The 21,289-nt window shown below is 50.4% G+C and carries 12 protein-coding genes; all 12 read right to left on the reverse strand.

The annotated features are described in order from the left end of the window. Nucleotides 1-53: 53 nt before the first annotated feature. On the reverse strand, nt 54-1,580 hold the full coding sequence (locus BZG25_RS00170) for an amino acid adenylation domain-containing protein (RefSeq protein WP_108743999.1): 1,527 nt from the start codon (nt 1,578-1,580) through the stop codon (nt 54-56). Next, the gene (locus BZG25_RS00175) at nt 1,567-8,085 is read right to left on the reverse strand and encodes a non-ribosomal peptide synthetase (RefSeq protein WP_077638270.1); all 6,519 of its coding nucleotides are present in this window, start codon (nt 8,083-8,085) and stop codon (nt 1,567-1,569) included. Before BZG25_RS00175 ends, BZG25_RS00170 begins: the two co-directional genes overlap by 14 nt. Before the next feature lie 29 nt (nt 8,086-8,114). After that, on the reverse strand, nt 8,115-8,906 hold the full coding sequence (gene dhbA, locus BZG25_RS00180; protein ID WP_241828613.1) for a 2,3-dihydro-2,3-dihydroxybenzoate dehydrogenase: 792 nt from the start codon (nt 8,904-8,906) through the stop codon (nt 8,115-8,117). 5 nt (nt 8,907-8,911) lie between these two features. Beyond that, complete coding sequence (locus BZG25_RS00185; protein ID WP_077638271.1) at nt 8,912-12,040, reverse strand: non-ribosomal peptide synthetase; 3,129 nt, start codon at nt 12,038-12,040, stop codon at nt 8,912-8,914. Next, complete coding sequence (locus tag BZG25_RS00190; protein ID WP_077638272.1) at nt 12,037-12,948, reverse strand: isochorismatase family protein; 912 nt, start codon at nt 12,946-12,948, stop codon at nt 12,037-12,039. The genes BZG25_RS00185 and BZG25_RS00190 overlap by 4 nt, the downstream gene beginning before the upstream one ends. Continuing rightward, nucleotides 12,945-14,630, reverse strand: coding sequence for a (2,3-dihydroxybenzoyl)adenylate synthase (locus tag BZG25_RS00195; protein WP_077638273.1), 1,686 nt, complete (start codon nt 14,628-14,630; stop codon nt 12,945-12,947). Before BZG25_RS00195 ends, BZG25_RS00190 begins: the two co-directional genes overlap by 4 nt. Next, nucleotides 14,627-15,844 carry an isochorismate synthase MenF gene (locus tag BZG25_RS00200; protein ID WP_077638274.1) on the reverse strand — a complete coding sequence of 406 codons (1,218 nt, stop codon included), beginning with the start codon at nt 15,842-15,844 and terminating at the stop codon, nt 14,627-14,629. Before BZG25_RS00200 ends, BZG25_RS00195 begins: the two co-directional genes overlap by 4 nt. A gap of 179 nt (nt 15,845-16,023) precedes the next feature. Next, nucleotides 16,024-17,958: a TonB-dependent receptor domain-containing protein gene (locus BZG25_RS00205; protein WP_241828615.1), complete on the reverse strand. Its 1,935-nt coding sequence runs from the start codon at nt 17,956-17,958 to the stop codon at nt 16,024-16,026. 235 nt (nt 17,959-18,193) lie between these two features. Then, nucleotides 18,194-19,423, reverse strand: coding sequence for an MFS transporter (locus BZG25_RS00210; protein WP_206744464.1), 1,230 nt, complete (start codon nt 19,421-19,423; stop codon nt 18,194-18,196). Nucleotides 19,424-19,493: 70 nt separating this feature from the next. Next, nucleotides 19,494-20,201, reverse strand: a complete 708-nt coding sequence (locus BZG25_RS00215; protein WP_077638275.1) for a 4'-phosphopantetheinyl transferase — start codon at nt 20,199-20,201, stop codon at nt 19,494-19,496. A gap of 178 nt (nt 20,202-20,379) precedes the next feature. Further along, nucleotides 20,380-20,715 carry a hypothetical protein gene (locus BZG25_RS00220; RefSeq protein ID WP_077638276.1) on the reverse strand — a complete coding sequence of 112 codons (336 nt, stop codon included), beginning with the start codon at nt 20,713-20,715 and terminating at the stop codon, nt 20,380-20,382. Continuing rightward, nucleotides 20,706-21,185, reverse strand: coding sequence for a GNAT family N-acetyltransferase (locus tag BZG25_RS00225; protein ID WP_077579087.1), 480 nt, complete (start codon nt 21,183-21,185; stop codon nt 20,706-20,708). Before BZG25_RS00225 ends, BZG25_RS00220 begins: the two co-directional genes overlap by 10 nt. Nucleotides 21,186-21,289: the final 104 nt, after the last annotated feature.

A 21,289-nucleotide genomic window follows, 5' to 3' on the forward strand; every position in this document is an offset into this window, starting at 1 on the left:
GTGTTACCGTTTGAAAAACCGCCTTTCGGCGGTTTTTTCCGTCGTGAGCCGAGTTAGCTCGCCGTTAATTGTTTGCGGTCAACCTTTCCACTCGCCGTTTTCGGCAAGCTCGCCAGCCAGACAAAACGAGTGGGGATCATATAACCGGGTAAATGAGGGGACAGTGCTTTTCGCAATTGCAGACGCGTCATCTCCGGCGTGTAGGCGGTGCCGTATTCACCTTGCTCTATATAACCAACGAGAATACGATTCTCACCTTCTCCCTCTAGTTTCACCGCTGCATCAAGCACCGTATCTAACTCGCGGAGACGCGCTTCGATTTCTCCTAATTCAATCCGGTAGCCACGCAGTTTAATCTGACTATCCTGACGGCCAATATATTGATAACAGTCATCCGCCAGCCGCCGAACGATATCGCCGGTACGGTAATAACGCCGACCATCATTGCGCGTAATAAACTGACGCGCCGTCAGGTCATCCCTTTGCCAGTAACCATCGCTGAGTGCATTACCTGAGATACATAGCTCCCCTTCATGCCCTAAATCGACAGGCTGCCCCTCGTCATCCAGCACGCAATGGGCATATCCCACTAGGCTAGACCCAATGGTGATCTGGTGCGCGGTTTTTACTTCTGACATCATTGACCACACGGTGGCTTCTGTCGGACCGTAGCAGTTCCAAAGTATCCTCGAACGCGCCATTAGCTGTTCCGCCAATCCAGCATCTAATGCTTCCCCTCCTATCAATGCCCTTAGGCCTGTCTTTCCGCTCCAACCAGTATTGATCATCATTCGCCAAAACGTCGGTGTTGCTTGAAGCGTATTTAACGATGGATGACGTGTTAACATCGTCGCGACAAGATGGGGATCTTTGTGCTCCTCACTATTCGCGAGGCATAGGCGACCACCAACCAACAAAGGCGCAAAAATCTCCAATATCGAGATATCAAACGCAATGGTCGTGATCAGTAGCCAGTGGCACTTGTCATCAAGGTTGAGTCGCGTCACAGCGGCAGACAAAAAAGTCGCCATTGCCTGGTGGCTGATCACCACTCCTTTCGGCTTACCGGTTGAACCAGAGGTAAACATAATATAGGCGGTGGTTTGCGGACTCAGTAAAGGTAAGTGTAATGGCGTCAGGCCACTTTCGTTTGCTACACACTCCTCAACAAGACCCAAGGTGATAACAGGACAGTCAAACGCAATTGGCGCTGCCCCATCGCTGTTTGCCTCTATCACCGCGCTTAACTTCGCCTCATCGGCGATCTCTCTTAATCGCCCAGCAGGAAACAGCGGGTCGAGCGGCACAAAGGCCACACCTGAAAACACACACGCCAATAAGGTCGCTATCAGGGTTGGCGAGCGCATTAAATGTATGCCAACGCGATCACCAGGCTGCAATCCAGCCTGGTTTAACCGCTGCTGCACCTGACTGACCGCCACCAATAGTTGATCATAGCGGATCGATTGGTCGCCAAAGTCAATGGCAATGAGGCCTGAGGTAGCCGCCTCCATGAGGGCGGCCTCCAGCATCGGTGCTAAACAGGTTGTCTCTTCACTGAATTGATTATTCGCCCGCATCGGTCGCCTCCATCACAGGTTGCTCACTCTTTGGCGGTTGTGCGCGACCCACACTGAGTGCTCGGCAAATTGCATCTGGTGTCGCATGCTGATACAAAAACGCTAACGTTATCGACTGTGCGACACCCATCGCTGATACATCGTGCATGTTCAGCGCATAATTGAGCCGTTGCACCAACCCAATCGCCGCCAGTGAGCTTATCCCTAACACGCATAAAGGCTGATACCAATGCGGGCTCTTAGGGGTGACACAAAGGTGAGTACTTTGTTGCCACACCTCGCTGACCAAACGCGCCACTTCCGATGAATACTGACTGCCTTGTGCACAATCAGACTTCACACCTTCTTTTGGCTGCTGATCGCGCTTTGTCTGAGACGCTATATCGACCGATACCTCAGGCAAAGCTTCTGCGGGGTCAAGTTCCAAGGTGTATTGCGGATCGGCGGTAAACACTTCTAATAGTGACGCCCGCCATTGGTCCAACACATCACGAGCACGGGATGGCTCGACCTGCGCGCCATCAAACTCGAAACGCAGCGACAGCTGACCTCCTACTTCATTGACGACCAAACTGAGCGGTACCTCGACTTTTTCAAACGCAACGCCAAACTCAGGATACAGGTTAGCTCCGGGAACCATGTGCGCTTGGTGATCATCCACCTCTGCTCGTGGGTAATTCTCATAAACAAAGACACTGTCAAACAAACGACGACGTCCAGCGTGTAACTCGATCAGCGACTGTGTCGCATGCTGATTCAGTGCCATCGCTTCATCTTGCAGCGCACGCAATTGATCAGCCAATGTTAGGTGACTCTGCCAATCGACGATCAAGGGTAACGTGTTGATATATAATCCAACACTGTTAGCAATTCCCGTCACAGGCGCATCGCGACCCGGTACAACATTGCCAACAATCGTCGTTGTCTTGTCGCTTGGCAGCCCGCACTCACGTGCGACCAGACGGTGCCACGCAAATTGCGCCACGGTACTGTGGGTTACCCCGACCTCACGAGCAAAATGCTGCAATGCCGCCTGCTCTTGCTCATTGAGTGCTGTTCTAACCACTTCTGGTTGTCGCTGCATGGGTAAAGAGGCAAAGTCCGGACCGAATAGCGGGGTTAAATCGTCGGCTTTGGCTGTCGTCAATGCTTTATTCGCCCAGAACGCCGCCGCATCAGGACGAGCACTCGCAGCATACTCTGCATGCGCTATATAGGCCTCATCCGCCGGCAACAATGTCGATGGCAGACCATTATTGGGCTCACTCAGTGCCTCGTAGGCCTGATGCAACGCTGAAAACAAACGCGGACCGCTCCAACCATCAATGACAGCATGGTGGCAACTGAAGATAACTTGAATATCATCATCGGCAAGCCGGAAGCAACGCACACGCATTAAAGCATCGCCATCAAGCGCGATACCACGTTGACTGTCTTGCTGGCAATAGGACGCAATCTGAGTGGCAGGATCTTCCTCATCAGCCAGTTCGACCCATTCGAATGGCATAGCTATCTGACGCTGAACCACTTGTACCAACTGATTATCAGCGCCGTAAGGGCCACTCATCACGGTCCGTAGGGCTGGAAACGCCGAGACAACGGCCTGCCAAGCCTGCTGATACCGCACCCTATCCACCGGTTGACGATACCGAATCGGCGTCTGCAACAGGTATGCCTCATCGTCTGGGCAACGACACTGGTGAACAAACATGCTTTGCTGTAGTGATGATGCGGGCAGCAACGCTTCAATATCAAAGCGCTCGCTCAGTCTATCTAGCTCGCCTTGAGCAAGGCTCACAAGCGGGTAATCCGAGGGGGTAAACATACGCCCATATATTGTCGCGTGCTGCTCACAATCATGGACGATCTTGACCAGGTTGGCTTTAAATGCTGCCATGAATTGCTCGCTAAGCGTCTGATCTAAAACGCCAACCTGCCGTAGTGTTAACTGGCCATCATCGATCCCCCCATGCAAACTGAGCAGTTCTTCGCCAGGATTAAGCGGTGAGGCGGTCTGTCCAGGCACAATAGGTAAAGGACGCCATTGCTCAGCCGGTTGATCGTGCTTTTGTGTCTGACGGCCCAAGTAGTTCAAGACAATCGGTGAGAAAGTTAGCTGCTCACCTTGAGGGTGGAAGCAACGTAAGGCGTTGAACCCCACCCCATTATCAGGCACCTCACGCAGTGCTTCTTTAACGTGCTTGATGGTTTCTGCCAAGGTTGGTCTCACCGCAACTCGGCATGGATAGGTGCTAGTGAACCACCCCACGGTGCGACTGACATCCAATTGCGCGTCAATCTCTTCCCGGCCATGCCCCTCTAACATCACGGTGGCTTGCTCTCCCCAGCCCAGTTCATTAAGCGTGATACTCAAAGCCGATAACAGCAAGTCACGCACCTCGGTATTAAAGGCAGTATTTGCAGGACCAACCAAACGCGCTGTGTTGGCTTGATCGAGTTGTAACATCGCCTGGCTAGGAACGACACGACCATCTGGGTCTTGGTTAAGAACCGCTGGCAAGGTGCTGCCTCCACCGTTTCTGATGTTATCCAGCTGACGATACCAAAAATCAAACTGTGCCGAGTGACGGTTCGCATAGTCTCGAAGCGCCTCTCCCCATTGTCGATAGCTGGAGGTTTTATTCGCCAACGGCAACCCTTGTGATAAGCGCCTCAGATCATCAGCGATGATCCGCCAAGAGACGGCATCAATGACCCAGTGATGGAATGCCAAAAACAGACCAGTTTGCGGCTCCTGCTCTCCTTGGGCAGGTAAGTGACGGATCCGAGCCCAAGCCATGATGGGGCCGTTAACCAGATCAAACTGCGACTGCAATGTGGTGAGCGCATCATAAAGTGACTCTTGAGTCATGGTGGACGCATCCAGCTCTTTCAGCTCGGGCACAGTGACAGAGGCTTGGTAGCGCTGGCGACGCGTCTTTCCCTCTTCAGTCACCCGTAGGCGCAGTGCGTCATGATGTGCCAATAGCATTGACATCATCTCGTTGAGACGACCCGTATCGATGTTGGGAATAGCCAAAATTACCGCTTGGTTCCAATGCGCTGGCCGAGTAAAAGGCTGAGCATCAAACCAATGCTGAATAGGGTGCAAATCAAACTCGCCAGATAGTTGCCCCTGTTCGGCATCAACGGCCTGCTCGGTCACAGCGCGTGCGGTAAGAGTACGGCACAGTTTACGGACTGTTTTCGCTTCAAAAACATCTTTTACGGTGCAAGGAAAGCCTGCATCACGAAGACGAGTATTGAGCTGTATACTCAAAATTGAATCGCCTCCCAAACGGAAGAAATCATCTTCCACACCCAGATCCGTATTCAGCACATCTCGCCACACAGTAAGTACGTCGGCTTCCATCTCTGTTTCTGGCTGCGCATATGCTTGTGTTATCCGTTGGCGTGCTGGCAATCGACTGACGTCCAACTTACCGTTCACCGTCAGCGGCAGTTCATCCAGCATAATAAGCTCTGCTGGTACCATATATTCAGGCAAGATTCGGGTCGCCTCAGACAGAATTTGACCAACATCCACACCCGTTTGATCAACCGAATGCTCGGGGCATGACACATGTTGTGGTGTCGCGTAAGCAACCAATTGGCACTGCGCACCCTCTCCGGCAAGAATGACCCTGACCTGATTAAGTTGCGGTGCGACTTTGGCCAGTTGACTCTCAATTTCAGCCAACTCTATTCGATAACCACGCAGTTTGATCTGTTGATCTAACCGACCCAGATATTCGACGTCGCCGTTGTTAAGCCATCGCGCCTTATCACCCGTTCGGTAGCAACGTACACGCTGTCCCGCGACGGTTAGGGTTACAAAGGCACTTGCGGTTAAATCTGGTTGGTTCAGATAGCCCCGAGCCAACCCCAGACCAGCAAGACAAAGCTCTCCTGCCACCCCCACGGGGCAAAGCTGCCCTCGCTCGTCTATGATCAGCGCTTGTGTATTATCGATAGGTTGACCGATGGTCACTGGCTCACCAGGCTCAAGCTCTTTGACCAATGCCGTTACAGTGAACTCTGTCGGGCCATACATATTGAGCAGGCGGAGTTTGCCCTGCCAACTACTCACCAATGTGGCCGGACAAGCTTCACCGCCAAACGCGACGGTATGAAGTGTACGCAGTGGCCGAGGAACCATGGCGGCAAACAGTGCCGTTGCGCTGATCATATGTGTTGCACGACATGAGTCCGCCTGGTCAAGCAAGGTGTCATCTGGCGTACCAAACACCAGATGAGCCCCCGCAAACAGGGGGAGAATGGCAGTCATGTTTCCAGCATCAAACGCCAAAGACATTGGGTTGAGCATCACACTATCGTGATTCAGCGCTAATCGCGCGGTATGATCGGTTAGCAGGTTCGTAAACGCGCCATGCTCGACTTCTACTCCTTTCGGCAGGCCTGTTGAACCCGAGGTGTAAATCACATAGGCCAAGTCCTTTTCCGTGACCGCGCGTGAGGGCGACGTCGGTGCTGCCAGTGAGAGTTTCTCTATAGTGGATGGTTCGGAGAGATCAATGACTTCACAACCAGTCAGTGCCGGATGAGATTGCGAAAAATCCGCATCTGGCGCAATCATCAACGACAGCTGCGCATCATCAACTAAGTGCTGTAGTCGCGCGGTTGGATACGCTGGGTCGAGCGGCACATAGCTCATACCCGCTTTCCAAACAGCGAGTACCGACACCGCATACTGGGTTGTTCGACTGGCGACAACACCTATTTTAGTCTCAGCATCCGACGCTTGACGGTGGGCGGATTGTGCCAATAAGTAGTGGGCTAAACGATTTGCTGCCTCTTCCAACGCTTGATAACTTAAGTGACCGTCCACCCCAGTGACCGCGAGTCGAGTCGGGCACGTTGCCGCATGGCGACTGATTTGCTCATGCGTCAACGTGGGCATCTCTATGTGGGCTGGTAAGCGAGCCAAGGCGCTTGCCATTTGGGCTTGGTGCGCCTGTTCCACAAGCGGGAAGGCCATTACTGTTGTTTCGGGAGCAGCGAGAATACCGTCTAACAGCTGCAGAAACATATCTGCGAAGCGGGTAATCGTCTGATGTTCGAATATTCCTTTGCTGTATAGCCACTCGAGACGGACACCATCTACCAACTCGGTCACTTTTAGTGACAGGTCAGTTTTAGCCGGTAATACTGGCGACGGCTCTTCCACCGCATCGCACCCTGGGATCAAATCGTTAAAGTCGACCTTTGCCTGATAAACCAGCATAATCTGGAAAATAGGGTTGTGTGCCGTGGTTCGATCAGCCCCAATGGCCTCACTCAGTGATTCAAAGCGAAACAGCTGATGGTCAAACGCTGACAAATCCTGCTCACGGCAATATTGCAAGTAATCGATAAAGGTTGCATCTTCATCAAGCTGTGTCCTCAACACAATGGTATTGACAAAGAATCCCACGACATCTTCAATATCCGCGCGTTCTCGGTACGCCAAAGGTGTTCCAATGACGACATCCTTTTCTCCACCTAGGCGCGCCATTAATAGCGAGAAAACCGCATGTAGGCCGATAAAATACGAACAACTATTTTGTTGGCATAGCCGCTGAAATTGCTGCCACTTAGCTAAAGAAATGGTCGAAAATACCAGTGCGCCATCATTGTTGTGATTTGCAGGCCGCGGTTTATCCAGTGGCAAGGCATGAACCTCAGGAATACCTTTCAATCGCTCTACCCAAAACGGGCGAAATTCTTGGTGATAATCGCGAAAGGCTGGAGAGTTGAGCCAGTGCGCGTAATCGATGTAGTTGACAGCAGTCGGTTTCAACGGTGCTAACTGGTTATTCTGGTATGCCAAAAAAGCCTGCTTAAAATCGGCAAACATGTTTTTTACTGACCAGCCATCTGAAATGATGTGATGTTGGGTGAGCATCAACAAATGCTCTTCCTCATCCAGTCGAATCAATTCGACCCGAGTCAAAGCGCCTTTCTCTAGATCAAACGACTGGTATATGTCTTCCTCGATCCTTGTCAGTAAGGCTTCTTCACGCGACTTTTTGTCTAGGTGGGACAAATCATGATGCGTCACAGTAAGCGCGGTCTGGTTATCTATATGTTGTTCGCCTTTTCCATGGCGATTACGCACAAATCGAGTTCGCAAGCTGGCATGTTTATCCACCAAAGCAGCAAACGCGTATTCTAGTGCATTAACATCAAGTTTACCGGTGAGGCGAAAATGCACTGGCATATTATATAAGTGCGAGTTGTCCTCATATTGCTCGATAAACCACAAACCACTCTGCGAAAATGAAAGCGGTCCTGTTTTATCGTCTTGCACCGGAATAGGCTGCTCATACGCTTGACGGGCGCGTAAGCACCGAATAATCGCTTCTTTATGAGTACGGATCTGCTGGCCGATTTCTGGCGTCATCGCTTGTTTGCTGCACTGAGAAACCAGCTGACCTTTTTCATTCAGTGCTAACCGAATACCTTTGCGCTCAAGATCCGCCAAAAATGAAATCATATCTGTCATGGTTTTTCCTATATCACTACGGGTCGTCTTCACGCGTTGAGAATTGCGCCGCCATCCACCACTATGTCTTGCATTGTCACGTGGCTGGCTAAATCTGATGCTAGGAACACGACGACGTTCGCGACTTCCTCAGGTTGGGCTATCTTTCCTAGCGGGATACCCAGTTTGAATTGCGAAGGAAATCCCGCAATAGTACGCTGCTCGGCATCTTTGCTGTGCCACAACGAGCGCTGCATCTGCGTATCGGTTGATCCCGGCGATACCAGATTGCAGCGTATCCCATAGGGGGCAAGCTCTAGCGCAACACAATTGGCTAGACTGCTCAGTGCGGCTTTAGAGGCACAGTAGGCTGTCATATGCTGACGGGGAACATGGGCGGCATTCGAGCTGACCGTCACCACGGCACCATGACGTTGCTGCTTAAATACAGGGATCAGCTGTTGGAATAAGTAAAAAGCACCGGAGGCATTTACATTAAGGCAGGTATGCCAATCGTCTTCGGTCAGTTCCTCGGTTTTTCCCATGCGTAGGGTACCCGCCACATTGGCGAGCACATCGATCACCGGTACATCTGATAAGATGCGCTGAGCAACCGCTTTAACCTGGTCTGGATGAGCAATATCCACATGATAAGTTGCAAACGGGTACGTTGCGCCCGTGTCGCCCCCAGCCCCAAAGTCTTTATCCAAGCCAATCACCTGAGCACCCAGTTGATGGAAATGTATAGCTACCGCGTAGCCAATGCCACGAGCCGCCCCCGTAACCCAAACCACTTTGCTGTCAAATTGACCACTGGAGGTCACTGCTGTTTGCTGCTTCACGGCCTTCACCACACCATCTCCACTTCGTCTTCACTCTGCTGCTGCATCTCATCGAGATAGCGACAAAATTCATTCAAAACGGGGCGATCAAATACATCGGACACCTTGATACTGACACCAAATTCGGCGCCTAGACGGTTAACAATTTGAATGGTCTGCAGTGACTGCCCGCCTAATTCAAAAAAGTTATCCTGCGACTGAATCAGGCTGACCCCGAGGATCTGCTGCCAGATTGCACCGACTCGGCTTTCAGTCTCACTCGCTAACACCGATTCAACACTGTCCCCCTCATAACTGGCCAGCAAGGCATTGCGATCAATTTTGTTATTGAGGGTTTTCGGCAAGTTGGCAAAGAAACGAAAATCGGTCGGTATCATCGCCGGTGGAAGACTCGACTGCAGCGCGGTTTTAATCGCCAGTGCATCTTCATTCTGACAACCCTTCCCAGCGACAAATGCCACCAAACGACGGAGGCCATTATCAAATACCATCCCCTGTACACAGGCTTCTTCCACGCCATCAAGCGCAAGGAGGTGGGATTCAACTTCGCCCGGCTGAATGCGATAACCACTGATTTTGAACTCGTTATCAATGCGACCTAGGTAAATCAGCTGGCCATCAATGAGTGTCACTCGATCACCGGTACGGTATGCACGGCGCTCAACCCCGCCCACGAGTATGCGGATAAAAGCAGGGTGCGCTTGGCCGAGGTAGCCATCCGCAAGTGTATCGCCTAGGATCACCAGCTCGCCTGTGGTTGTCGGGCGCAACTGATCATCAAGCACCAATACGTCGATGCCGGACAAAGGCAGACCGATAGGTAATTGACCATGACGACCATCAACGTCTTGCAACTCACTACACGTTGCAACCACGGTCGTTTCTGTCGGGCCGTAGGTATTGAATAGACAGATGCGGTTGGTCAACCCTGCCTCTTCGACGGCTGTCTTCCACTGGACTAACGGCTCGGGATAAACCGCTTCACCACCGATGATCACGCCTTTCAGCGTATTCGGTAATGTCGCAGTGCCAGCTCGTAGACTCACCACCCACTCATTCCAGAACGCTGTCGGCAAATCCAGCACAGTGACCCGCTCAGCGGTGATCGCATCAGAAAAACTCGCCATTGACTCAAGCATGGCATCAGTGCGGAGCACAAGTGTGGCACCTTGTCCCAGCGTCACGAAGATTTCTTCGATGCTGGCATCAAAATGGAAAGGCGCAAACTGCAGGACGCGATCGATCGCCGCGATGTCATAACGCTTAGCTGCCGCTGCGACGAAATGATTCATCGCCGAATGACTAACCACCACGCCTTTCGGCTGTCCGGTCGAACCAGACGTGAACATGATATAAGCTGGGTCAGCAGCCTCGACAACCGGTAGTGCGACAGGTTCGCTATGCAGACGCCCCGCCAGTTGAACAGTAACAGGCAAGGCCGATAAGGAGTGTTGATACTGCGCTTCGGTAATCAGCATACGGATCGCCGCCTGATCGACAATCAGGTGCTGACGCTCAATCGGCTGCTCTGGATCGAGCGGCACGTATACAGCACCACTGAACATGACTCCTAACACTGTGGTGATACAAGACAGCGATCGGCTTAGTGCCACTCCAACTCGCTCTCCTGATTGCACACCTTGTGCCCGTAAAGCGCTAGCGATCGTGTCTGCCTTATTGACCAGACTCTCATAGGTCAACACTACTCCATCCTGTTCCACGGCGATGGCATCTGGTTGCTGCGCTGCATGACGGCGAATCTGATTCAGTACAGACTCCGCAGGGGTGTGAGTTCGTGCGTCGTTTTCTCCTGATATAACAGCATCTTGCCGCGCCTGCGCATGTAAGCTTGCCAGTACACAGCTCGTCGTTTGTGTCGGCGATGCAAGCCAGTGTGTCAGTAAGCTCATCAGTTCTTGTTGCAACTCAGCGAGGTCACCTTTGTCATACACTGCAGGGTTGGCATCAATGTCTACTTCTGGCACGCCTTCTGACTTACTGTGCAATTCAATAGTCAGATCTTCTACTGGCCCAGCACTTAGATTTAGCGTGCTAGCCGCTACGTTGCCATAATGCAAAGGATGATCGAACGGCATGATATTCACCAAGGCACCAAACAATCGCTGGCCGCCACCGACCCGGTTCAGGTCCCGACGAAGGTCTTCGTAGCGATAGTGCTGAAAGCGACGCATCTTCTTTTTGTGCGCCGCAACCTTTCTGGCAACGTCTAGCAAATCATCGTCAGCGACGACATCGACCACCAGCGGTACGATGTTCATTTGCATACAAGGAACCGTCAACGATTTTGAACCTAAACGGTTCATCACCATCATCCCCAGTACAACTTGTTCGTTGTCGCTGTAATGACGCAGGTGCGTACAAAGTGCAGCGAGAAATAAATCCACCCAAGTTAATTGATGATGCTCAGCGAGGCTCTGGCATTGTTGCCATAGCGTGTCATTGAACGTACAACTCTCTCGATGAAATTGAGCAGAAATCGGCGCGATATCATGGCGGTAAGAAGACGGCGCCACATTTTTAGCAAGGGTGTCGAGCCAAAACTGACGGGCTTTGTCATAAGCGCCGGAGTCTCGGCGTTGCTGGTCTTCATCCAGCACAGCCTGAAACGAACCGAAAGGCGATGGTGTGGGTGCTCTCTCCTCCATTAACTGAGAGTAAATCTCGGCGATACGTTGAAAGATAAGCGTCGTGCCGAAACCATCTAGCGCAATGTGATGAACACAGTGATACAGATAGTCTTGGTGTTCCCCATGAAGTAACGTAAAGCGGCACGGCAACTGGTGCGCCAAATCAAACGCCTGCTTCATATCTTGGGTTGCCCAACGGCGCACTGTTGCCATTTCAGTATCTTGTTCGCAGGAGGCTGCAAGGTGGACGCGTTCAAATACCACTGGTTCAGATGTAGCAACCCGATAGGGTTGTTGATTCTCACTACGGTAGTAGCAAGAGAGGCATTCACTCTCCGCCACTGCTTGTCGTGCGGCACTCGCTAATAGGTCTGCATCGACTTTTCCGTCAAAAACGATACATTCGGCTGTGTTAAACAGCGCTTTATCTTCATTAAGAGTGTGCCCAAGCCATAACCCATGTTGAGCTGTATTTAGCGGTGTCATACTTGTCCCTCCATATTCACTTGATTTCGTGCTTGCTCCAGTAACATCCACCAGTGATTGAAGGTTGGCGTCTCCGCCAGTTGGACAAAATTGATCTCAACGCCGTGCTTGCGCCATTCGGTGATCAACGCCATGATTTGCACAGAGTCTAAGCCGTAATCGATCAGGTTCTCATCCGGGTCAAACGCGTCTTCCTCTTCGTCGACCAGTTTCGCGATGCGGGCGAGTAAACCACCGTGAGTGAGCACATCAGGCAACGCGTGCGGCTCGGCTTTCGACACCTGACCTATCACCGAGGCCGTTGACATCACCATACCTGCTCGTCCTGCCACGTACTTGAGTGTCATTTGATGCTCTTCGAGTGAAAAGTCAGCAATGGCATCACCGATCATGAAGGGTTTAATGTCACGCATAAAAGCGTCCACTGCCGTCATCAGGCAACCTATATGACCATAGATCCCCCCAATCAATAACTGGTCACGTCCTAGTTCGTTGAGCGTATGCTCCAAAGGTGAACGCTGAAACGCCGAGTAACGCCATTTGTCGAGAACAATATCTCCCTCTTCTGGTGCTAACGCCTCAACGACTTGTTGCAGTTCTGGCGATTTGTTAAGACCTGGCCCCCACATATCATTGAGAAGCGCTCTATCTGCCATGTTCTGCTCTTTGGGTTGAGCCGTGTAGATCACTGGAATACCGTGAGATTTGCAGAAGTGTTTTAAGGCCACCAAATTATCGAGCAGCGTTTGCATCAGCGCGCTATCGCGCTCATAAAAGCTCACAAAATAAGTTTGCATATCGTGGATCAAAAACGCCGCTTTCGCTGGCTCAAACGTCCAGGACACCTTGTTGGTTGGAAAGGCCTCGACGGCAGGCATGGTATAAGTCGGTAATGCAGGAATAGTCATGATAAAACGTCCTTTTCGGGCTGAGGCTGTGACTGTTTTTTTAGTAGGTTGGCAATCCGCTGACGCAGCGCTTTTTTGTCAATTTTTCCGACAGGGGTCATAGGTAAGGCATCGACTTTTTCGATCCGATCAGGGAGTTTATAGTCAGCGATACCACGCATGCGCAGGTGTTTTCGGATCGTAAGAGGTTTTAGCTTCGGGTTAGTCGTCACGATAAATGCACAACTTTTCTCTCCCATGACGCTATCAGGCATGGCAACCAACGCAGCCTGCGTGATCTCCGGCACCGCCAGCAGCTGGTTTTCGACCTCTTCGGCCGCCACCTTTTCGCCACCACGATTAATCTGGTCTTTGTCGCGGCCCACCACCATCAAGTAACCGTCTTCGGTCATCACGACGACATCACCAGAGCGGTAAAACCCATCCTTATCAAATGCAACGCGATTATGTTCTGGGCTGTTGTAATAGCCCCGGAAGGTATATGGCCCACGAGTGAGCAAGGCACCCGGAGTTCCTCTCGGCACATCGTCGCCGTTTTCATCAACGATCCGTATTTCATCATCGTCGCTGATGGGACGCCCTTGGGTATGAAGAACGTGCCACTCACTGTCTTCAAACCGCGTATAATTCACTAGGCCTTCGGCCATACCGAACACCTGCTGTAGATGACATCCCAACTCAGGATAAATGCGACGGGCAAGGCTCTCACCAAGATGCGCACCACCAACCTGCAGCCATTGCAGACTACTAAGCGCCGAGCGATCATCTGCCGCGGCTTGCAACCACAAGGTAACAGCAGAGGGCACCAACGCAGCCATGGTAATCTGATGAGATTGAATCAATGGAAAACATGTCATTGGACTGGGCTCTGCCGCCAAAACCACGGTTCCCCCTGCATAAAACACACCCAGCGCGCCAGGAGAGCTTAAGGTGTAATTGTGTGGTGCAGGCAATGCACACAAATAAACCGTATCGCTGTCTAAGCGACAAATTTCTGCACTGGCGCGGACACTGTAGTAGTAGTCATTATGCGTTCGGGGGATCAGTTTTGGGGTACCGGTACTGCCGCCAGACAACTGGAAAAAGGCAACGTCAGAGGCATTCAGCTCTGGCCAAGAGACGGCTTTTTTCGCCTGACTACTGAACGCATGACAAGGCATCAAGGTACCCGCAATGGCTGCGGCGAGCGAATAGCCAAAGTCCGCATCACCATCAACCAAGCAGAACTTGAGTGATGTCACCTGCTCACTCAAGGTTTGAGCAAACGTACTTTGCCTGAATAAGTGGTGGCCTGAAGAAACGATCGCCAGCGTCGGTCTGATTTGCTCAGCATAGACAGTGAGTTCATGCTGGTTGTGACTGAATAGCGCATTCACTGGCACCACGCCCAATTTCATGAGGGCAAAAAAGGTAATATAAAACTCAGCGACATTAGGTAGGTGCACCAACGCCGTGTCGCCAGGTTGTACACCAAGCTGCAACAGGGAGACAGCCAGCCGCTCAGCATCGTGCTCAAGCTGACGGTACGTCCAGCTTCGTTCGCCACAAATCAACGCTAGGTGGTCAGTAGGGTTCTGTTGGTGACGCGTTAAGATGTCTGTCATCGGCACATCTGTCCAATAGCCTTTCTGGCGATAATGCTCAGCAAGCTCAGGCGGCCATGAGGTGAAGGCGATACTCATGCAGCCCCCTTCTCACCTAATCCGAACGCATTGAGCATCGTACCTAACTTGGCTTCGGTTTCCGCCCATTCCGCCTGCGGACAAGAGGCATCTACAATCCCCGCTCCTGCAAATAAGCGAACAGAGTTCTCACGTACCTTTCCACAACGGATCGTGACCGCCCACTCGCCATTCCCTTGAGAATCACACCAACCCACCATGCCGGTGAACATGCCACGTTCGTAGCCTTCCAGCTCTTTGATCGCATCGCGTGATAACGTGAAGGGGAAACCACAAACAGCCGGAGTTGGGTGTAGTAGGCACGCTAACTGCAGGACGTTATAGTTCGACGGCTTACGCTGTTCATCACCCAAACCATTAAGTTGCCCTTCGATGCGTGTCGACAAATGCCACATAGTCGGGGTAGAAATCAGCGATGGACCAGTAGGTACGTCTAGCTCGCGACAATACGGTGTCAGCTGTTGAGCGATTTCTTCAATGACCAGACGGTGTTCATATCTATCTTTTACCGATTTCAGCAGAGCATCACTCACCTGTCGATCGGCATCCGTATTACCCTGACGCTTCGCTGAACCAGCTAATGGGTTCGATAAAATAGACGTCCCTTGCTGCCGAATCAGAAGCTCAGGACTAGCGCCGAGTAAAACCGATTGGTCTTGCTGTGGAATGGCAAAATGGAAGCCAGTAGGATTTTGTTTTATCAAACGTGAAAGCACATCATCAGCGGAGATGGCATCACTTAACTCTAGGTTCAGTACCCGAGATAACACGGCTTTTTCTAATTCAGTGCGCTGAAACTTTTTTACGGCCTCTGCAACCGCATGTTTAAACAACGATTCATCGGGTTCACTACGTTTAGCCAATATCTGTAAAGGCTCACCTGCGAGTATTCCATTGGGTTCGGGCATTGCCGCGTTGTGCTCCGTCACCTCAACAGATTCAGGAATATAGAGACAAGACGGTTCAGATACATCAAACGGAATCGACCCCATTAAAATCGGATTTTCGACGCCTTTAGATTTTTCGTCCGCGAATGCTTGTTGTATTTTTTGCTGGAACACGCTCTGGCGTTGCTCACCATAGATAGCGGGTGTCGTAATCGTTTGGCTAATTCCCTTTCCACTGACCGTTTTGTATTCCGATGAGAAAAAAAGATCTCTGTCGGGTGAGAATACGGGGGTCGATCCTAGCCTCTCACGTTGGGTATGTTGCATGTCACAACTCCATTTACACAATAGCCTGTTTTTGTTGCATTTAATTGCAAACTGACAGGCTTAGTATTAACTCGGTAGGTTTAGTTGTTATAAGGTGACATCACATTGCTTTTGTGTACGAAAAGGAGCCAACCTGTGTTGGCTCCTTTGGCATCAGGTGGTCCTGATGAATGTTGTTATCAGAAGTCGTATGAAACGCCAGCATAGACGCTGCGTGCTTTCATGATGTAATCCAGATCTATCGCGGTCTCATCTCGCTCTTCGTTAGTGAGGTTGGTGACCCCCAGCTTCAAGTTCAAATCATCTACAGGTTGATAGCGAGCCCCTAGATCCAGCGTGCCATAAGCATCTAGCTTCACGACATCCGACCCATTTTTTGCGTATTGAGAGCCTGTGTATTGGTATGACGTGTAAGCATAAAGGTTGTCTCTCGCCTGCCAGTCGAGTTGAACATTAGCCACATGGGCGGGCGTATTGAGCAGATCGGTCTGCGTGCTTTTGTCTTCTGCATCGCTGTAGGTATAATTCACCGATACACTGACCGTGTCGGTAATGTCGGCCCATAGCGATGTTTCCACCCCTTTGATCTCGGCCTCGTCGACGTTGAAGTAGCTCAACTCAGTTTTGACGCGATCCCACGTTTCCGCCTCAATCATGTCATCAATGTCATTTTCGAACACAGTTAACCCGGCGCCCCAGTGAGCAGTTTCATAGCTGGTTCCCAGCTCATAGCTCCGTGAGGTCTCTGCTTCTAGATCCGGGTTACCAACCACATGGCATTTACCCCGACACGCTAGCACCGAGTAAGAATCACTGTACTGATTCAGGCCGGGCGCTTTAAAGGCTTCCCCGACACCACCTTTAATTACCCAGTTGTCAGTGATCGTATAAACTGCATAAGCACGCGGGCTAAACTCACCGCCGTACACCTCGTGATCGTCATAACGCGCACTCAGAGTCAGTGCCAAGTCGCCTAGCGAAATTTCATCTTGCAGGTAAATCGCCGCCTGACTGTAGTGCACAGAATCGGTCGTCAGCGTCAGGTTATTTTCCAGTTTAGTATCACGAAATTCGCCGCCGCCCGTGAGAAGGTGATCGCCTAAATAACCAGAAAGCTGGGCATCAATAGTGTTATTGGTTTGCTCGATATCACCGACTGCACTATTCAGCTCTGAATCATCTCGCAATTCAGAATGGTCGAGGTTATAACGCACTCGAGAGTTCATCGCCTCCCAGTAACCGTAATGGGTCAATGCCAGGTTGTAACGCTCCATTTCCTGCACATTGTTTACGGCGTTACCCCAGTTGTTCCAATCCGCATCACGGTCATCGGTGCTGTAGTTAAGGTCAAGCTCGATATCCTGCTGATCATTCACCAGCCATGTCAGGTTGGAGTACAAGCTCAACTCATCACGTTCCTCCAGCACATCCGTATCTGGGTTAACGGATTGGTTTGACCGCCACGCATCACGATCACTTTTTTCAATGATCAGGTTCCCCAATAAGGTGTCAGGAACCAGGGCGCCACTGACGTAGCCATTCATTTTATGAGTATTACCACCAGAGCCCTCAGTAATACCATCAAACTGGTAACCCAAAGAGCCCTGCGTTTCTTCTGTGGGTTTGCGAAGAATCACATTCACTACGCCCCCCAACGCATCGGCACCATACAAAGATGACATAGGGCCACGGGTTACCTCGATACGCTCGACCGCTGACATCGGAATACTAGACAGGTCAAAATCGTTACCGTAAGAGCTAAGGAGTCCATCTCGAGAGTTAATCCGACGACCGTTGATTAGCAGCAGGGTATAATCTGAATCCAATCCACGGATTTTGATCTCATTCCGCCCGTATGTTGTGCCCGCGTTGATGTGAATACCCGGAAGTTTTTCAATCGCTTCAGCAACATCATTGACTACAAGGTTATCCAAGTCCTCGCGGGTAATATACGAGACAGAAGCCGGCGCTGTGAGTTCCGGATGCTCTGTCTGACTCGCCGTCACCACCATCACTTCACTAACGTCGTTATTGGCCGTGTCTGCCATTACCGTAAATGAAGAAACCATACCTACTACACATAAAGCCTGATTCAGGCGAGTCAACTTAAACACGCTATCTCCTTGTCCATCAAAAATTAACCACCCCATATAAATGGTGGTGCAAATGATAATGATTTCTATTTTATGCTCAATCCTAACCACAAACAACTGATAATCTTTTTTATTATTATTTGCGTTTGATCATGAAAATTTGCGTAGATATTCACAATGCAAAACGGCCAAGCCGGTAAGACGAGCGAAAAACGTACAGGTAAAGGGTGAAAACGGAGTGGAATAGCTCCGGGAATTAACCCGGAACTTGTTGTGAAGCTTGAGACTGTTTAAGTGATGGGATAAACCAGCAAACAAGCAGAGGAACCGCGAGCGCACTAATGATAGTCATTGTGGCAAGTTTATCGAGCCCTACTAATTGATTCGCAGACCCTGAAACAAGATAGATGGAACTGACAATCCCTGCACTACCAGCGGCCAAATTAGACACTGTTGATTGATACGTCATGAAGGCGGCACGGTATTGTGGTGGTGGTACCCTTGATGTAAACGCTGCCAGGACCGCACTACGCGCCGAACTCGATGCCATCAAAATCATAAAAATCAGATAGACCCACTTATCCGTGCTATCGCTGATAAATCCATAATAAACCACCATAGCGACAATCACGCTTAAGCCAAATAACACCGGTTGCCCTGAGCCTTTGTCCATCATTCTGCCGCTGTAACGCATCGCTAAAATGCTCATCACCCCACCCAAGAGGTAAAGGTAACTGATCTCGTTCCGCGGGAAATCAAGGTTAAACTGGAAATACGCCGACAAGTTTGGCACCAATAGAAAATGTCCAAAGAGTGTCAACCCCATCATCGCCATCGCGAGTACAAACGGCGTGGAGCCGATCATTTTAGATAGTCCTGCCGAACGCATTGTTGGACTTGTCGTCGCGCTTGCCTGTGGGACCAGCGATGGCATATAGATCCTGACGGCGACCGCCAATATTACTCCCATGCCACCAAAGAAAAAGAACGTCATCTGCCAACCCATCCACTGCGCCAACATCAAAGAAGCTGGCACAATGATGATCGCCGCCAGAGAAAATCCACTGGCAACGAAGGCCATCGCCCTACCTCGCTCCGCCACGTTAGTTACATCAAGGACAGACGCCATGATTAAGCCGCTAAGAGGGCCGGAGAAACAGCCTGCGGCAATAAAAATAAGTAACAACTGTTTCGGCTCTGTCGCTAATCCACACAAGGCAAACAGGGCAGAACGAAGTAGGAGAAACAATGTCAAAGCGGCTCGTCGATCATAACGGTCTAATACCGGTGCGAGAAAAAAACCAATGATTGCGGAGCCAAACGTCGCACCGCCACTGATGTATCCGATGTGCTCACCTTTTAAGCCAATATCTCGGACTAAATCGGGACCCAACGGCATCACCATCATCAAGGTTCCAACAGAGAGCATGTTAATAAGCAGCGCAAGCCTTAAAACTGGCTTCGCATTCAGCGTGTTACTATCCATGGACACAACCTATCTAAAAAAATCGATTGTAACCGCCCGATAACACAAACTCAATAAATGATAATTATTATCATATGAAATATTCAGAACGCGTAAAGGTAAGCACTCGTTCATCCATCCTAGAGTAATACACCTTTCCCTGCAGACCGGGCAATAAGGTGTCAGAAAGCTTTGTATTCAGCTCAAAGTACAACCATTGGTCGTCCATCCGCAAAAAGGCGACATCTAAAAAGTCAAAATAGCGTTTAACTTGAGGGTACAAGGCTTTAAAAATGCTCTCTTTGGCCGAAAACAACAGAGTCATCAACCCACTTAAATTTTGTACATTGCTGGGTAGCGCCGCCAGCTCCTTTTCGGTAACGACCACACCCTTCATCTCCGATAGTCTATCCACATCAATCAATGACTCAATATCGATACCGACGCCCTCATGCTCATAGCTCTGAGGCGTCATCGCACATATGGCTAACGAATCATTGTGACTGATGCTTCCCGTCCATGCTGATGGCCAAACCGGTGCGCGGCTGTCACCGATAGCTATCTCAATCGGCATCACTCCCAGACTCATTTGTACTTTTTTTGCCAGATAACGACCCGCCAAAAACTCCGCTTGCCGCTTACACACTGCCCGACGAATCGCCTCGGGCATCTCAATACCAAGCTTGGCAAATAGCATTGGGGAATAATGCTGTACATCAAACTGAACCATTAATACTGACGTGTCAGGATCAGGCAAGACCACAGGGCACAGTGACTGTATGAAAGCGAATTGCGTCATATCTTATAAACGAAAAATAATGAGAATGGCTATCATTGTCATTGATGAGGGTTCATCATACAAGTCTGCTGATTCCAGCCCATAGTGGTTATTGTAGGCTGATCGGAGCGTGCCTAATTAACGCGACTATGCTCGCCACAACCGAAGGGAGAGACTATTCCTATCCGGCTCAATGGCGCTAGAAAAAACTCAGTAAAAAGCTGATCATCATTGGGACAACAATCGATACTTGTGCCCACACGAGCTTTGTTGCTTTTCCGACATTCAAGATAGTAACTGTTAATAACCAAACACCCGCCGCAGCGTAACCAAGAAGAGCCTCCAAGCGATCATAGTGCTGCAAGCGAAACAGGTACTCATCAAGATGATTACCTGACGCTGTCGATATGTTTTGTAGCTCACCACTCGCCATGCCGCGGTAGTAGTAAGAAAAGCCAATCAGCACGAGTTGGGTGACCAGTAAAATGACTGAGAGCGCTTTCACCTTTCTGATACTGAGCGATGCTATAACCATTTGTACATCACATAACTGTCAACCAACCCCAATTGCGAATGCTTGTACGCTCGAGGGATGGTACCAACAATCGAAAAGCCGAGTTTCTGCCAAAGCGTTACCGCCACCTCGTTGGTCGAGACCACACTATTAAACTGCATGGCTTGAAACCCAAACGCGATCGCCCTCTCCTGTGAATGCTCACATAAAAGGCGTGCGATGCCTCTTCCTCTCGCCTCGTTGGCCACCATATAACCACAATTACAGATATGGCGACTTGGGCCCATTCCATTAGATTTGAGGTAGTAAATACCCAAAACTACATCATTTTCTACCAATGCATAGGCTTCCAGTGTTGATTCACACCAAAGCGAAAAAGCCTCTTGCTGCGTCATGTCAGGATCCAACGCATAGGTTTCTTCTGCCTTAATAATGGCTGAGAATGTTGGCCAAAACGACGCAAAGTCAGGTCGGGTAATTTCTCTGATCATGGCTCCCCCTTAAAGGCCTATTCAGTTGGCTCAGCCGATAGCATCGACTCATGATGGTGCATTTATACCATCTTATCCAAGATATTAATAAAAAAGCTTTTTTT

The sequence above is a fragment of the Salinivibrio sp. ML198 genome (assembly GCF_001996015.1).
Classification (GTDB): Bacteria; Pseudomonadota; Gammaproteobacteria; order Enterobacterales; family Vibrionaceae; genus Salinivibrio; species Salinivibrio siamensis.

Coding starts and splice junctions, on each gene's coding strand:
- BZG25_RS00215 (WP_077638275.1), bottom strand. CDS start 20,201: ATGACGCAATTCGCTTTCATACAGTCACTGTGCCCTGTGGTCTTGCCT.
- BZG25_RS00190 (WP_077638272.1), bottom strand. CDS start 12,948: ATGACTATTCCTGCATTACCGACTTATACCATGCCTGCCGTCGAGGCC.
- BZG25_RS00220 (WP_077638276.1), bottom strand. CDS start 20,715: ATGGTTATAGCATCGCTCAGTATCAGAAAGGTGAAAGCGCTCTCAGTC.
- BZG25_RS00195 (WP_077638273.1), bottom strand. CDS start 14,630: ATGAGTATCGCCTTCACCTCATGGCCGCCTGAGCTTGCTGAGCATTAT.
- BZG25_RS00170 (WP_108743999.1), bottom strand. CDS start 1,580: ATGCGGGCGAATAATCAATTCAGTGAAGAGACAACCTGTTTAGCACCG.
- BZG25_RS00210 (WP_206744464.1), bottom strand. CDS start 19,423: ATGGATAGTAACACGCTGAATGCGAAGCCAGTTTTAAGGCTTGCGCTG.
- BZG25_RS00200 (WP_077638274.1), bottom strand. CDS start 15,844: ATGCAACATACCCAACGTGAGAGGCTAGGATCGACCCCCGTATTCTCA.
- BZG25_RS00225 (WP_077579087.1), bottom strand. CDS start 21,185: ATGATCAGAGAAATTACCCGACCTGACTTTGCGTCGTTTTGGCCAACA.
- BZG25_RS00175 (WP_077638270.1), bottom strand. CDS start 8,085: ATGACAGATATGATTTCATTTTTGGCGGATCTTGAGCGCAAAGGTATT.
- BZG25_RS00185 (WP_077638271.1), bottom strand. CDS start 12,040: ATGACACCGCTAAATACAGCTCAACATGGGTTATGGCTTGGGCACACT.